This window comes from Huaxiibacter chinensis, from assembly GCF_022171985.1.
In the GTDB taxonomy this organism is placed as follows: Bacteria; Pseudomonadota; Gammaproteobacteria; order Enterobacterales; family Enterobacteriaceae; genus Enterobacter; species Enterobacter chinensis_A.
Map to the genome: position 1 here is coordinate 884,470 of NZ_JAJVHF010000001.1, position 14,453 is coordinate 898,922.

The 14,453-nt window shown below is 47.8% G+C and carries 11 protein-coding genes and 1 pseudogene; 7 read left to right on the forward strand and 5 right to left on the reverse strand.

Features of this window, described 5'->3' with window-relative positions:
* Nucleotides 1-146 precede the first annotated feature (146 nt).
* From LZP96_RS04310 to LZP96_RS04320, 3 genes are all read left to right on the forward strand, one after another.
* A complete protein-coding gene (locus LZP96_RS04310; RefSeq protein WP_064325210.1) occupies nt 147-557 on the forward strand; it encodes an ASCH domain-containing protein in 411 nt (136 codons plus the stop codon).
* A gap of 222 nt (nt 558-779) precedes the next feature.
* Complete coding sequence (locus tag LZP96_RS04315; protein ID WP_064325209.1) at nt 780-1,367, forward strand: DUF4142 domain-containing protein; 588 nt, start codon at nt 780-782, stop codon at nt 1,365-1,367.
* Nucleotides 1,368-1,662: 295 nt separating this feature from the next.
* A complete protein-coding gene (locus LZP96_RS04320; protein WP_232462958.1) occupies nt 1,663-3,495 on the forward strand; it encodes a glycoside hydrolase family 15 protein in 1,833 nt (610 codons plus the stop codon).
* Between the two features lie 277 nt (nt 3,496-3,772).
* Here LZP96_RS04320 and bglB read toward each other — a convergent pair whose 3' ends face one another.
* The 3 genes from bglB to LZP96_RS04335 all read right to left on the reverse strand — a co-directional run bounded on the left by bglB (nt 3,773) and on the right by LZP96_RS04335 (nt 7,313).
* Complete coding sequence (gene bglB / locus LZP96_RS04325; protein ID WP_064325208.1) at nt 3,773-4,915, reverse strand: beta-galactosidase BglB; 1,143 nt, start codon at nt 4,913-4,915, stop codon at nt 3,773-3,775.
* A 75-nt stretch (nt 4,916-4,990) separates the two neighbouring features.
* Nucleotides 4,991-6,082, reverse strand: a complete 1,092-nt coding sequence (locus tag LZP96_RS04330; protein ID WP_198324753.1) for an alcohol dehydrogenase catalytic domain-containing protein — start codon at nt 6,080-6,082, stop codon at nt 4,991-4,993.
* A gap of 241 nt (nt 6,083-6,323) precedes the next feature.
* Nucleotides 6,324-7,313 carry a LacI family DNA-binding transcriptional regulator gene (locus LZP96_RS04335; protein WP_064325206.1) on the reverse strand — a complete coding sequence of 330 codons (990 nt, stop codon included), beginning with the start codon at nt 7,311-7,313 and terminating at the stop codon, nt 6,324-6,326.
* A gap of 764 nt (nt 7,314-8,077) precedes the next feature.
* On the opposite strand from LZP96_RS04335, the gene LZP96_RS04340 reads away from it, so the two are divergent.
* Nucleotides 8,078-8,635, forward strand: a complete 558-nt coding sequence (locus tag LZP96_RS04340) for a histidine phosphatase family protein (RefSeq protein WP_232462957.1) — start codon at nt 8,078-8,080, stop codon at nt 8,633-8,635.
* 466 nt (nt 8,636-9,101) lie between these two features.
* Nucleotides 9,102-9,872 (forward strand): DUF5677 domain-containing protein, encoded by a 771-nt coding sequence (locus tag LZP96_RS04345; protein WP_064325203.1) that lies wholly within the window; start codon nt 9,102-9,104, stop codon nt 9,870-9,872.
* A gap of 151 nt (nt 9,873-10,023) precedes the next feature.
* Here LZP96_RS04345 and LZP96_RS04350 read toward each other — a convergent pair.
* Nucleotides 10,024-10,625, reverse strand: a pseudogene (locus LZP96_RS04350) (site-specific integrase).
* Between the two features lie 398 nt (nt 10,626-11,023).
* On the opposite strand from LZP96_RS04350, the gene LZP96_RS04355 reads away from it, so the two are divergent.
* Complete coding sequence (locus LZP96_RS04355; protein WP_258925701.1) at nt 11,024-12,124, forward strand: hsdR; 1,101 nt, start codon at nt 11,024-11,026, stop codon at nt 12,122-12,124.
* Nucleotides 12,125-12,477: 353 nt separating this feature from the next.
* Nucleotides 12,478-12,996, forward strand: coding sequence for a hypothetical protein (locus tag LZP96_RS04360; protein WP_048968430.1), 519 nt, complete (start codon nt 12,478-12,480; stop codon nt 12,994-12,996).
* Between the two features lie 144 nt (nt 12,997-13,140).
* Here LZP96_RS04360 and LZP96_RS04365 read toward each other — a convergent pair whose 3' ends face one another.
* Nucleotides 13,141-14,055 (reverse strand): hypothetical protein, encoded by a 915-nt coding sequence (locus tag LZP96_RS04365; protein WP_038418598.1) that lies wholly within the window; start codon nt 14,053-14,055, stop codon nt 13,141-13,143.
* Nucleotides 14,056-14,453 lie beyond the last annotated feature (398 nt).

Genomic DNA, 14,453 nt, shown 5'->3' on the forward strand with positions numbered 1-14,453 from the left:
GTTAAGTTCTCTGATATGTGCTGCATTCGTAGCCAGTGGGCGAAAATCGGACCATCAACCCTGGGGAAAGCAATACTGTCCGTGAGTGTCCGGTTCATGCTACAACCCGTATCAGATTGTGAATTGACACTTAAGAAGGGCAACTCATGGCTGCGGTTGATGAATTAAAAGCGAAGTATCCTGGCGCAAATGCCTGGCAGGTGGGTGACAGTCCGGCACTGGCCAACGAGCTTGCGAACCTGATTAAAAAAGGGATCAAAACGGCCTCCTGCGGATCTTTTACCTCTTATCAGCAGGAGGAGACTGCCCCGAAGGTTGGCAGCTATAACATCATCCTTAATGGACAGAACGTTCCTGTCTGCGTCATCAGGCTGCTTTCTATGCAGCTGGTGCGTTTTTGTGATGTTACTGAGGCGTTTGCCCGCAAAGAAGGCGAAGGTGATTTAAGCCTTGAATACTGGCAGAAAGAACATCGGCGGTTCTTTATGCGCGAAGGGCATTTTTCTGAGGACATGGAGCTGATCGCAGAAGAATTTGTCGTGGTAGACGTGCTGTAATTCGACGCACAGGGTCTGCCCTGCTTGTATAACACTGTCTGCACCCTGCAGGGTGCGGACATTCATCATTTCCTGCCCCCCCTCCGACCAGGAATATGGCTTAATCTGCTGCCCTGCCCCCCCCACCCACTATACTGACCAGTGTAGGTGTCGTTTCCACAGGAGAAGACGCACGATTTATTCCCTGACTTAAACCCTAGCCATGACCATCAGGAGAGCAATATGCAAAAGCGTGAAACCTTGAAAGGGCTGCTGGTTGCATCAGCAGTCGCAGCAATGTTCAGCACTGTCGGTGTACATGCCCAGACCACAAGCGCCGCGCAGAGCGACGCCACAGCCCAGACCAGCTCCACCGGCTCGATGGCAAAGCTCAATGCCGGCGATGAAAAAGCATTGAAGGATATGGCGCAGGCCAATATCAATGAAGTTGCCGCCGCTAAAATCGCGCTGAGCAAAGCCCAGAGCAGCGACGTCAAAGCCTTCGCGCAGAAGATGGTCGATGACCACGGGGCTGCCCTGACCAAAGTGCAGACGGTCGCCAAAGATAAGGGCGTCACGTTGCCGACAGAGCCTGATGCAAGCCATAAGGCGATGGCCGAGAAGCTGGAAAAAGAGAGCGGCGACGCATTTGACAAAATGTATATGGAAAACGCCGGGACAAAAGACCACAAGAAGGTGTTGTCGAAACTGGAGAGCGACGCCAAAAATATTAAAGACCCGGACGTGAAGGCCCTGGCCGACGCACATACGCCGGTCGTTGAGCAGCATCTGAAGTCTGCCGAGCAGATTAAGTTGCCAGCCGATAAATAACAGGTTTTACCGTGGACGCAGGATGCTGCGTCCTTTTTAACCGCCAGGCATGGCATGCGTTGCGAAGGAGCGCTTCTGGCGACGGCCAGCCCTGTTATCTGCGCGGTCCTGGCGACTTCCCGCCCCCTCCCCCGCTTCAGCCATAACAGCCCGTGAACGATGTGATTAAGACGTCCTGAACTGGCTGAATGATCAAATGCCCACCTTAAAGCGCGATATCCATCACATTATGCCAGGATTTAAAGACTTCATCACAACGTGACGACAACACGGCCTGCTGCGCCAGACAAAAGGGATGACTCATTTGAAAAATGCAAAATATACGATGCCGTTACGCGAGGAAGGGTTTATTGGACTGGGGGATTATGCCGCGATTGGTGAGGGTCGCTCCGTGGCGCTCATCGCCCCGGATGGTTCGATTGACTGGTGGGGCGCGCCCAATCTCGACTCGCCTCCCCTTTTCGATCGGTTACTTGACCCAACCATCGGCGGTTTTTTCAGCCTGACGCCTGCGGTTGACTATACCGTCACGCGCGCTTACCGCGCGGATAGCAACGTGCTGGAAACCCGTTATGAGACGGATGACGGCACGGCGTTATTAACAGAATCGATTAACAGTACCCTGGCGGGACGTCTGCCCTGGAGTGAGCTGGCGCGACGGCTGGAAGGCATTCGCGGCACCGTCCCATTCCGGCTCAATCTGCGGTTCGGAACGATGGTCGAGACGCGTTCGCCCTGGCGATCGGATACCTTCAAAGGCAGTGTTTACCATATCGGCGATCTCATGGCGATGCTGCACACCAGCGAAAATGTCGTCATTACCCATGCCGATGACGAAGAGATCGAAGCGGAAATCACCCTTAAGAAGGGAAGCCGGGAAGTTGTCGCGCTGCTCGTCACCCAGAACGAACCCCTTGCCGTGCCAGACATTCAGGCCATTGATAATCGCATCGAAACCAGCCACACCGCCTGGCAGGACTGGGTGAAAGGGCTTAAGTACGATGGACTCTATAAAGATCACGTTATCCGTTCCGCGCTGGCGCTGAAGTTCCTTTGGTATTCTCCCACGGGTGCGCTGGCCGCTGCGGCCACCACGTCCCTGCCGGAAGGGATCGGCGGCGAGAAAAACTATGACTACCGCTTTGCCTGGGTAAGAGACGCCTGCCTGATCATCAAGGCGTTTACCTATCTGGGCACCCTTGAAGAGTGTAAGGCGGCGTTCTCCTGGCTGTCGAAAACCATTATTAAACACGGCCCGGAGATGCGGGCCTGTTATACCCTCGAAGGCGAACTGGTCCCGGAGGAGCAGTACGCGGAACTCCAGGGTTACCAACATTCACAGCCGGTACGCATTGGCAATAACGCCCGCAACCAACGTCAGTTAAGCATGTATGCCGATATGCTTGGCGTGGCAAAGCTGTTTGTCGAAGCGGGCAATATTCTGGATACGGGGACTTCGCGCTTTCTGGGGCATCTTGCCAATCAGTGCGCCGACCGCTGGCGCATGAAGGACTCCGGTATCTGGGAGCTGCCGGATGAGCAGCATTACACCCATTCCAAGATGTCCTGCTGGCTGGCGCTGGACTGTGCCGTGGTGCTGGCGGAGTCCAGCCATATCGAACCCACCTGGAAAGCGCGCTGGAAACGCGAGCGGGACCGGATCCGCGACTGGGTTGAAGAGCACTGCTGGTCGGAATCCCATCAGTCCTACTGCTTTTACGTCGGGGACGGCGGCCAGCTGGATGCCTCGCTTGCCCTGGTTTCGCGTTACGGCGTAAAAGTGAACCCAAAACGCATGAAGCTGACCTATCAGGCTATCCAGCGCGAGCTGGGGCATAACAGCGCGATGATCTACCGCTATAGCGGCGTTGAGCAGGAGGAGAGCACCTTCATTGCCTGCTCGTTCTGGCTGGCAGAGGCCTGGGCTTCGATGGGTAATCCGGCGGTTGCCGCAGAGCTAATGGAAGAGATACTGGAGACACTGTGCCACCGCGGCAATGTCGAAACGTTCAACGAAATGTTTGATACCCGCACCGGCGAGTGGGTGGGCAATATGCCTCAGGGTCTGAGCCACCTTGCCCTGATCTGCGCGGCGCAGGCCATCAGCGAGCATCACGGGCACGAATAACCCTCAAGCTGCACCGTGCTGCTAATCTTCGCCAGCAGCGTCTCCTGCATGACGAATGACGCGCCTGACCCCGGGGCCCGGACTTTACTCATGATAACGTCCGGGCACGGGGGTCAATCTACAATGGATGCGGCCACTCTGCGCCGAATCGTTAATGAAAAGAGGCTTCCGGTGCCCGTCATCCTTGACGATCAATCAGATCGTTCGGCCCTGAAATCTTCTTCACCCGCCACGTTTTCACACGCGAATATGCACGGCGGCTCTCTCTCGCCGTGATTTAGAGATAGGCGTGTAAGTATTCAGCCATACAGAGTATCGCCATCGCCTGCCCGTAAGGCATGGGCGTCAACGGGATCTGTCGGTAGTAGTCCAGATTGGGTCCCATCTCGGTGCCAAAAGAGGACTGCGTGAGTTCGCCTTCGTCACTGATACAGTTTACTACGCCGCGTATGGCTTTTTGCCCAACAATGCCATAGTGACTGCTGATGTAGCGTTTGCGTACGGCTTTAAGAATGCCATAGGCAAATCCAGCCGTGGCAGAGCTTTCCAGATAGGAATCCCTGTCATCCAGCAGCGTATGCCACAGACCGCTTTCATCCTGAAGCTGCGCCAGCGCGCTCACCTGGCTGTTGAGTACCTCCAGTAAAAACCGACGCGTCGCGTCGTATTCGGGCAGTTCCAGCAACTCGATGAAATCCGGAATGGCCACCGTCAGCCAGCTATTCCCTCGCGCCCAGCGGGCACGGGAAAAGTTGTGGTTGCCCTCAAAGGTCCAGCCATGAAACCAGAGGCCGGTTTCCCTGTCCATCAGGTACTGGATATGGGTCAAAAACTGGAACTTGGCCTCTTCGATATACTCCTGACGCCCCAACAGCTTGCCAATTTTTGCCAGAGGCATGACGGTCATCATCAGGGTATCGTCCCAAAGCTGCTGATTATTTTCTTTATGAATGACGACGTGCTGGATCCCCCCCTTTTCCGTACGTGGCATTTCGTACATCACCCATTCCGACCATCGTTCAAGCAGCTGCAGCCAGGCTGGATTGCGCGTCTCTTCATAACGGTAAGCTAACGTTAAGAGTGGGCAGACAGTGTTAACGTTTTTAGTCGGGGTGCCTTCGGCTAACCGCGCGCTGAACCAGTCGTCAATAATGGCCTGCATCTCAGGCTCGCCAGTTTGCTGGTAATACTGAAAAATTCCATACAGCCCAATGCCATGCGTCCATTCCCATCCTGCTGCCCAGCCTTTAGCATCGATGATTCGTCCATCATCAAGATGAAGAGCAAACTCACCGGTTGTATCTTCAATCGCAACCAGATTTTTGGTGACTTTATGAATTAAAGCCTTTAGTGCATCACGCGAGATAAAGTGGTCTGGTTGACGGAGCAAAGCACTATCTTTCACGGGATAAATCGTCATTGTGTCATCCTGTAACGTTGTCGGATCGTGCTGGCATGCAAGGCCGCCAGCAGCAAAGGGTTAACCCTGTCCAGATTACTCCGCGTGCGGGATCAGCAGCACTTTTACCGCCTCTGGGGTTCCGAAGGTTTCGAAGGCGTTCTCCCAGCGATCGAGCGGGAATTTATGCGTCACAATCCCTTCAGCGGTGAGCAGTTTGCGACTGAACAGGTCAATCACGGTCTCGTAGCAGCCGGGGCTTAGATGCGCGCCACGAATATCCAGCTCTTTGCGATCGCCAATGATCGACCAGTCCACGGTTGTTTCGCGACTGAACACACTGAACTCAACGAAGCGCCCCAGTTTGCGAATCATCTGTAGCCCCTGCGTAACCCCGGCAGGATTACCTGAAGCTTCGATATACACATCACAACCATAGCCGTCTGTCAGGGCTTTCACTTCCGCGATGACGTCGTCTTCAAGCGGGTTCAGCACCACATCCGCGCCGAGTTTTTTCGCCAGTGCCAGGCGATAAGGCATGGTATCGATAACGATCAGCTTTTTCGGGGTCTTGAGCTTTATGGCTTGTACCATGCCCAGCCCAAGTGTTCCGGCCCCGGCGAGAACAACCACATCATTAAACTGGATATCTCCCCGGTTTACGGCGTGTACGGAACAGGAAAAAGGTTCGATGAGCGCGCACTCTTCCAGAGAAAGCGAGAAGGGTATTTTATGCACCCGACTCGTTGGCTTAAATAACATGTATTCAGTCATGCCGCCGTCAGCGTCCTGTTTCTGAAAACCATAGATATCGTGTTTTTCGCACATCCAGTACTGTCCGTTACGACAGAAGCGGCACGTGTTGCAGGGAACAATTTGCTCGGCGATAACCCGGTCGCCCTCTTCAACGCCGAAGTGCTCAAGCGCATTCGGACCTGCAGCAACCACCGTACCGAAAAACTCATGGCCGCTGACCACCGGGGTTTTTACATACGCTGGGAATGTTTCATTGCCCCAGAACATGGGCGCACCGTGGTAACAATGAAAATCAGACGCGCAGATGCCGCACGCCCCTATTTTCACCAGCAATTCATTGTGTTGCGGTTCCGGCAATAGCGAAGTGATTAAACGGTAATCGTGAGGGCCAAAATTGACCAGCTGTTTGATATGCGCAGGTTTAAGGTTCACAGCGACGTTCCTGTACGAATGAAGTTGCATAAACCTTATAATGTTTTCGTAAACATTTATAATTCAGCCGCATGATTTTGTGATCGCCTTTACATTTAGTCTATCAAAGCCCTTAAATATCAGACAGATAATTTTGTTATCAATTTTATCCATTTACGCCACAATACAAATAACACATTCTCATCGCTACAAAATGTTTATGTGAACATCTGAGTACAAAAAAATGAGCCGTGAAGAGCGATCAGCGAATGTTCTTCAGGAATCCGTTGATGACAGTACGAGCCTGCCAGGGACGACCTTCAATGGCTGCGACCAGGTTCTCTGCCACAATGGTGGCCCACTGTTTGTAATCGTGAACGACGGACGGGTAATAAAAGCCAAAGGCTTCAGCATGCGGGATGTCGTCTATTGAGAGGAAATCCAGTTTGAGTGACCATTTTGTCGCCACGCTGTGCGCCGCCAGCGAAATTGCGCCATTGACGCCCACAATTGCGTCATAACGTCTTTCCCCCACCGCAAAATGCGCGGCAATCATCTCTTTCGCGTTATCGTAACGATAATCGGTATACAGATGAGTCACCTGCGTTGAAGCAGGAAGATTCTGGCAAATGCTGGACACTCTCGCCTGGGTGATACGCGACTGTTCATGACCGCCAATGACAAGAACATGCTGGTACTGTTTCTGGGTAATCACAGAGGCAATGAGTTCCCCTGCCCGCTCATCGTTGACGTAAACGGCGGGAAGTGTCGTATCAAACTGGCGGTCAAACTGAATGAGTTTTGTGGCAGAGTTTCGCAGTATTTTCAGGTGGCTGGTATCGTAGTCAGGCGTATCACTGATGACGGATAAAACAACGCCTGCCACTTTGTAGCCGACTAAAGTATTGATGGCCTTTATCTCTGAATCACGGTTACCGCCGGTGGTAAAAATCATTACCGAATAGCCTTTGGATTCCGCCTGCTGGCAAAGCTGCTGAATCACATAGGAATAGCTTTGATTAAACGTGTCATCGGTGACAATCCCAATAATGGGGCTCAGGGATGTCTTTATGTTCTGGGCAAAAATGTTGGGTACGTAATCAACTTCACTTGCGATACGCAGTATTTTCTCACGCGTTTTGCTTTTCACTTTATCCGGATCGGTAAAAGTCCTGGAAACAGTAATGCTGCTGACCCCCGCCAGACGAGCGATATCAGTGATCGTAGGTGCTTTATTACTGATTTTTTTCATTTTTATGCTCTTTCTTCACTGAAAAAGATGAATATACCATCAATTTGAAAAGCGTATTTTACTTTTACCCGCTGAAAAGCGCCTGAGTCAACGTTGCCGCTGAGGTGGCGTTTTTAACCCACAACGCGCTTCACTGCCCGCAAGCTACCGATCGTTTTTCCGTATCACACGCTCTCCATCAGGCGATTAACGGGCACACTTGCATGGGCTGTACTGCTGTTGGTTTATACCAGGCACTCAGCGCAGATGCACATGGGAAAAGGCCCGGTAGGAGCGATATGAGGATATTGGTAACTTTCTGTGTGAGTCACAGAGATCAAAGCAGTTTGCAATATAAAAATGCTCAATCAATGACTAATACAACCGTCCCTTAGCGTATTGTCAGGCCGAGTATCAGATTAACAAACCCCGCAGACAGAAGAACGAAACCAGGGATGAGAAAGCTATTGGTCCGCTTTTTACGAGCCAAATAGAACATAACCATTGCTATGCACAGCATTGGAACCGCAATTATCAAGAATACTGACATTTTTCTTCCTTTATGAGATCGGGTTACTTTCCTGAAAGTATTACACAGGGTGCTGTATCGAAACGACCATCATCCCCCTTCCCCACTAAATTTTGCCTAACGGTTCTGCTTGCCTTGTTACTCTCCTGATAAGATATCTTAACCTCTTGCGTCAACTCTAAATCGGGTGGTAGTACTCTCAATCTTGATAGCGTAGTCTGCCTGCACTGGAAGACTCACTAACAAGATGCTTTGTATGGAAATTATTTTAATGCGTCATGGAAAACCTGCTTTTACCGGCTCTTCAAGGATAAGGAGCGGTGAAATGGCAGACTGGGTCACTGAATATGATCTCTCTGATACGGGTACCGATATACCCTCAGCGTCCACACTATCTTTAGCGTCCAGCGCACATCGGATCATAAGCAGTAATCTTCCCAGAGCGCTTTCTTCTTTGAAGGCATTAGGCCGTGAGCCTGAACTCATCGATGAGGTATTTAAGGAAGCTGGCCTGCCGATATTTCACATGCCCATGTTGAAGTTATCACCCACCCTTTGGGCTGCTTTTTTCCGTGTCATGTGGCTACTGGGATTTTCCCCTAATGCGGAGCCGCTAAACGTTGCAAAACAACGTGCTAGGCAGGCTGCCAAAATTCTCGTGGCCTGTGCAAAAGAATCGAACGGTCCAGTGTTACTTATGGGGCATGGCGTTATGAATCGATTGATTACAAAAGAACTCAAATCGTTGGGCTGGAAAGAGTGTCGTCGACAGGGTAATGGTTACTGGAACGCAGGTATTTACAGCTTAGGATAAGTAAAGCACTGATTCACATCTCCTCTCTCCAGTTTTTTTAGATTGCCGGATCTGCTAATGACATTGAGCCGCTCCTGAAGCAGCTATTTCCTGATGGATAGCAATCCGTACAGAAAGAGAGGGGTCCTGGCGCGGGCAGCAGACCCATTAACTTTCAGGTCTGCTTTGAGCGAGAAACGGACGTTCGAGTGGTTTAGCAAGCAGGTGGGGGTTTTGCTAACGTGGTTGCGTATCAATAACAAGGGGCAGGTCACATTGGGCTACAGTGAATACCAAAAGTGGTTTGTTTAATTAAGCGGGATAATTACAGCATCGGTGGGTTTATACTTATCGTTGGGAGAAGATCCTAGTGATTGGTGCCCCTCTCTTCAGCATAATACCTTGCTATCAAAAGAACAGATCAAGAAGCGGGCAAAAGCTGGAATGATTACTTGTTGAGACACATTATCCTGTAAGGAAACACAGCATGTTTAAAGAACTTATAGAGCAGAGCCTAAACGAGGCAAAAGCCGCCAGAGCTGCGCTGAACAAGGTTAACGGCGTAGTTGTCGGAAAGATGCATAATCCTGATCAGGGGTTGTATCTCGCTAACTATGCAAATTTGCTAATGAACAGGCAGATAGATATCTTTGATGATGCGCTTCTCCTCCTCGAAAACGAACGATACCAAACCGCTTGTGTCGTTAGCCGGGGGATGATTGAAACACATGCTTTCTCACGACTCTTAAACAAGAAAGTGGAGAAGATCCTGACGAACCAAAGCGGTCGCGAAAGTGTAGATAAAGCTCTCGATGTCATCCTGGGCTTTACGAACAGTTCCCGATTTAAAAAGTCAGAGCAAGAAAAGATTCGGAAAGGAGTATTTGACCCTAACGACTACATGTTTACTGAAGAGACTAAGCATCGTTTTGAAAACCTACTTGCTGTCAGTCAGCATGTGATGAATGCTTTACGCGATCTCTATGAAGATGAGATGAAACAGACTAAGGGGAGAGAAAGCGATTTTGAACTGACGTATGACATACTTAGCGAATATGTTCATCCTTCACAAACGAGCATCTACCAATACTACACACCTGAAACCCACTTAGTTCCTACTTCAGTTGGTAATATCCATGCTTATAAGTCTGCTCAGATACATTGCGCGAGAGCGCTACACTTCATATTAGATGCGAAGAATCAACATTATTGGTCTTCACAGTTGGCAGATGAGATGACTAAACGTGGTAAACAGTAAAAACTCAGCCCCTGTAGAGGGGCTTTTTATTTGACAGTCTTTTAATTTCTTCTTTATATACTGCAAATGACATGCGCCCCATAGAACAATTTATATTGATGTTAGCAATGCCCGCTTTTGGCACAGGACTGCTGTTGCAGCCCTGGCAACCTTAGACTTCAATCGATTCAGAGATCTCTAACGCATCATCGACTTCAATGCCCAGATAACGGACTGTGCTTTCCAGTTTCTTATGGCCTAACAGAAGTTGGATCACCCTGAGATTCTTAGTTTTCTTGTAAATCAGGTAAGGTTTTGTTCTTCTCAAGGAATGTGTACTGTAAAGCGAATCTTCGAGACCAAGTTTTGCTACCCACCCATGAAAAATTCGGTTGTATTGCCGGGTTGATATGTGTTGCTTAGTACCGACCCGAGATCGGAACAAATATCTTTACTGCGTAAATTGCCAAGCTTTATCAATGCAGAAACAGCTTCTCTTGTCCCTTTGGTTATCTCAAATTGGACAGGGCTGCCGGTTTTCTGTTGTAGAACCGTAGCTCTGCTTGAAACAGAGCTACCATATGCAACATCAGATACTTTGAGTTTGACCAGATCACAGCCTCGAAGCTTACTGTCCAGGGCCATGTTGAACAGAGCTAAATCGCGCGTTTTACCTTCCAGTTCAAGTCGGATTCGGATACCCCAGATATGAGATATCTGAAGTGGTCTTTTTTGGCCTATGATACGGTCTTTGTTCCACGGTGACGTGTTCATACTCAAATCTCCTGCAATGTGGGAGATTTGAGTATGGTTGTCCTTATGAGCGAGGAGCGGAAGCTCACTTTAGGGCAATCTAATTCACATGTCAGAGGATTTATAAAAAGAGAATAGTGCAGATTTTAGGGATACTTACACTTGCTATGGCATACTTTTTGGGACCCCATCAGTTTAGAGATCTGAATCGCCACAGCTTTAGTAGGCACCTGCTTTATGGTCACGTGCACCCGAAGATCCTGCGGGTACGCATGGGTCACGAAAAGTACGAGTCTACAGAAGTTAATTTACGGTTTTTTGCGCTCGATGTGGCTGCCAGCTACCAAGTCCAGTTTACACTGGATACAACTAACGCGCTGTAGCAACTGCGTGGTGGAAGCTGATTAAAGGAGATAATGATGTTCGATGTTGACGATACTGCACCCGATACTCCCGACCCCCGTGAACTCAGTCAGGATGTGCAGGCGCTGATCAACAATGGTCTGGATTTTCTGGATAAAGCCCGTGAAGAGTTGGAGGCCTCGAAGCCGAAGTTCTCCGTCGTCAGTTTCTGGACTGCGGTCGAGATTTTACTGAAAGTTCCGCTGGCGCACGAACACTGGTCGTTGGTCTGCAGCCCGAAAAAGCCAATAAAAAAGCAGGCTTACCTAGCCGGTGATTTTCAGTCGGTGACCTACGAAGAAACCCGTGAAAGGCTTAAGGACGTACTTGAAAGACCCCTAGACAGAGAAACGGACAGTGCTTTTGATAAGGTCAGAAAGCACCGCAACCGCGTAGTTCATTTCTACCACCCCACTTTCACCGAGGCTGAACAACGTCAAATACTCAAAGAACAAGCTGACGCCTGGTTTGCCCTGAACCGGTTATTAAGGGATGAATGGAAAGTTATCTTCGGTGTCAAACATAATTGGAAGCTGGCTTTCGGTGAAACTCGTCTGATTAGGGGAAACGAATTTTATGCCGAGGTGCGGTTTAAACAGGTTAAGCCTGAACTCGAGCAGCTCTCTGAAAAGAATATTCAAATCGGTAACTGCAATGAGTGCCATCAGCATGCGACGGTAACAGGGACTGAAACGACCGGTAATGAAAACCGCAAGCTTGAAGTTACGCGGTGTAAGGTTTGCACCAGTGCTGTAAGGCAAATTACCCTGGTTTGTCCAGACTGCGAAATACCTCAATTGCTACCTGAGGGAGATGGTGATTTTGAATGCGAACACTGCGACTACACTTCGGATAGGTATAAACTGCTGGATGAGGAGTTGTTCCACAGTGTGGATGAACAGCTACTCTCCGTATTTCCTGCTGGATGTACCAATTGCATGACTCCTGAAAGCGTATGTAAATTTGGAGACGGCTATCTTTGCACTCAGTGTTTCATCTATTACACCGAGCTTCATGTATGTGGTTGTTGCGGTCACCTGAGCGATGGCGTTCCTGAACTGAGCCATATCCGAGGATGTGAATTTTGTGATGGTGACCAACGTTATTTTGATGACTGAATTACCATACATAATCTAAGCTCTTCAGGGATGGGTTGGACTGTCCGCTCCTGGCACGAAGCGGACGTGTTAACGAAGCTGAAGGTCCGCTGGGAGCGAGGAGCGGACGTTAATACTGATCTACCTACGATGAAAAATGGCTACGGAAGCCGTGGCTATCCCTGCTAAAATCGAAGTTAACTGACTGACGTGACTGCGCAATTGCTTAAGCAAGAATTAAGAACGAGAAATTATTCATTTATATTCTATTCTGACGTAGTCTAGTAAGAACTACGGAAACGATTCTGAATCGCAACTTGACGAAGATTCGTGATGATGTAGTAATTAGCCTACTTTATGAACAGGAGTTTATTTTGACTAACGAATTTATAGATGCATACTCTGATGACCAAATATATCTAGAAATGATAGAGAAATTAGTCAATGAGCATTCGTCCGAAGGATTGGTTCCAGACAGTATAAAATACTCTTCTTTCTGTCGGCTTTGGGTAGTTATGATGGTGGGAAGTATAGAGATGATGATTAAAGTATGGACTAAGTCAAACTACGCAATGGCTGACATAGCCTCTTATTTTGAAGAAGGTTCAAATACAGAAAGGATTGATAGATTATTTAAAGCATTTGAAATAAGAGGTTTTTCTCCTGAAAGAGAGTGCTTTGATGATTTCCTTGCCTGTAAATACATAAGAAATGCTTACGTTCATGGCCAATGGAATGAAAAGCAGCGTGAGTATGTAGAGTCTATTAATCTACCTTCTGTAATTATGAAATTTTCTCCTGAAGATTATGTAAGAATAAAAAAATGCTATTATCACATAATGAATAAACTAGGCATGGCAAAATGTTTGAACACCTTGATTAATAATCTCTAGCTAATTTCTGGTGTTAACTGTATATTCTGACGAAGCGCAGTAGGGATCCCTTGCGCTGAGTAATGAGCTATCGATCAATTTCGCAGATGATATCCAATTTTGAATAAATTTTAATAATACTGAAAGCCCCCGCGATTAGGGGCTTTATTTATTTATTTCACTTTTAAATACTGTTAAGAACAAATTTAAGTTGTCATTAATTGATTGGGTTGCAGTCTTGATGTCAATAGTATTAAATTGCCTATACAGGAATACCTCTAAAAGGTGAATATATGCCACATGGAATACAAAATAAGCATGAGAATAGGTCTTTAATGTGGCAGCGCTTGATCTAAAAGGAGGTGTCGTTAGACCATGAAATCGCTCATTTCTGAACTGAGGCATGGTTACTGCCGTCAAAAAAAGAGCCCTATCTTGATCCGAAAGTTGAAACTCGATTGTTTCAATTAATAATTTCTTCCCCTTTAGCAACTTTTGGATCAAAAGTCCCGCATCACGTTGTGTGTTAGCTTTATTGGATGCCCACAATGTCTCGTATTTATCAATAAAGACGTTATAAAGACTTTGACCGAAGCTTTGGATTATTCTCTTCCTAAAACTTTGGAAGTCGTTGTTTCTCGGGCTAGCTTTATATGAAATGTTATTTTCTAATATTCTCTTTGCCACAAATTCACATGTTTGTAATGGTATTACTTCTGTTAACTGTGAATATGAGTTACAAGTATATGTGCTTTTGCTTATGTGTTTATAGAAAAGACTAAATCTACCTTCTTTGCTTCCATTCTCTTTCTGAAGTCGGACAAACTCCGCATCTAATGCCTTCCAAATACAATCAAAAGCAATATCTGGTCTCAAGGGTAGTTGATCTAGAGCCTCTAAATAATGACTAAGCATATCATGAAAATTTTGGTCTTTTGAGTATTGTAATTTCGCCGGTTGGAAAACTTGCTCAATGCCAAATTTAGCCATTTTATCAATTAGAGACTTTTCGGCTGGAAATAATGACTTTGTAGGCCAATTGTTATTTAGATCTACCCTTTGCTGTTTTGTACTAACCATCTGGAAAATAACCCCTTTTATTAAATTATCCCTCGTAATGGTAGCATCGATGAAAATATATACAACCCCATTTTTTTGATAGGGCTACAAGAAACCAGAACCATTAGGGATGATTAACCAAACCATACATGATTAAGTTTAACAGCGCATTACGCTTTAAATTCGGGTCGTCTATGACATCAACGAGCAATCAGCCCCACATGCGGTGCTAACCTAGGGCTTGAGGTGATAGCCTTTGTGGAGTTTAAACGCTGATAGCCCTCCAGTTAATTGAAAAGCAGATTGTAGAAAGATTCACCTAGTATCACTAATAAAAAGGCTTTAGCTTTTGGCCTGAGAAATTAAAAGTTAATCCAACGTCCGCTTCTGGCACGGAGTGGACGGATTCACTGAGCAGA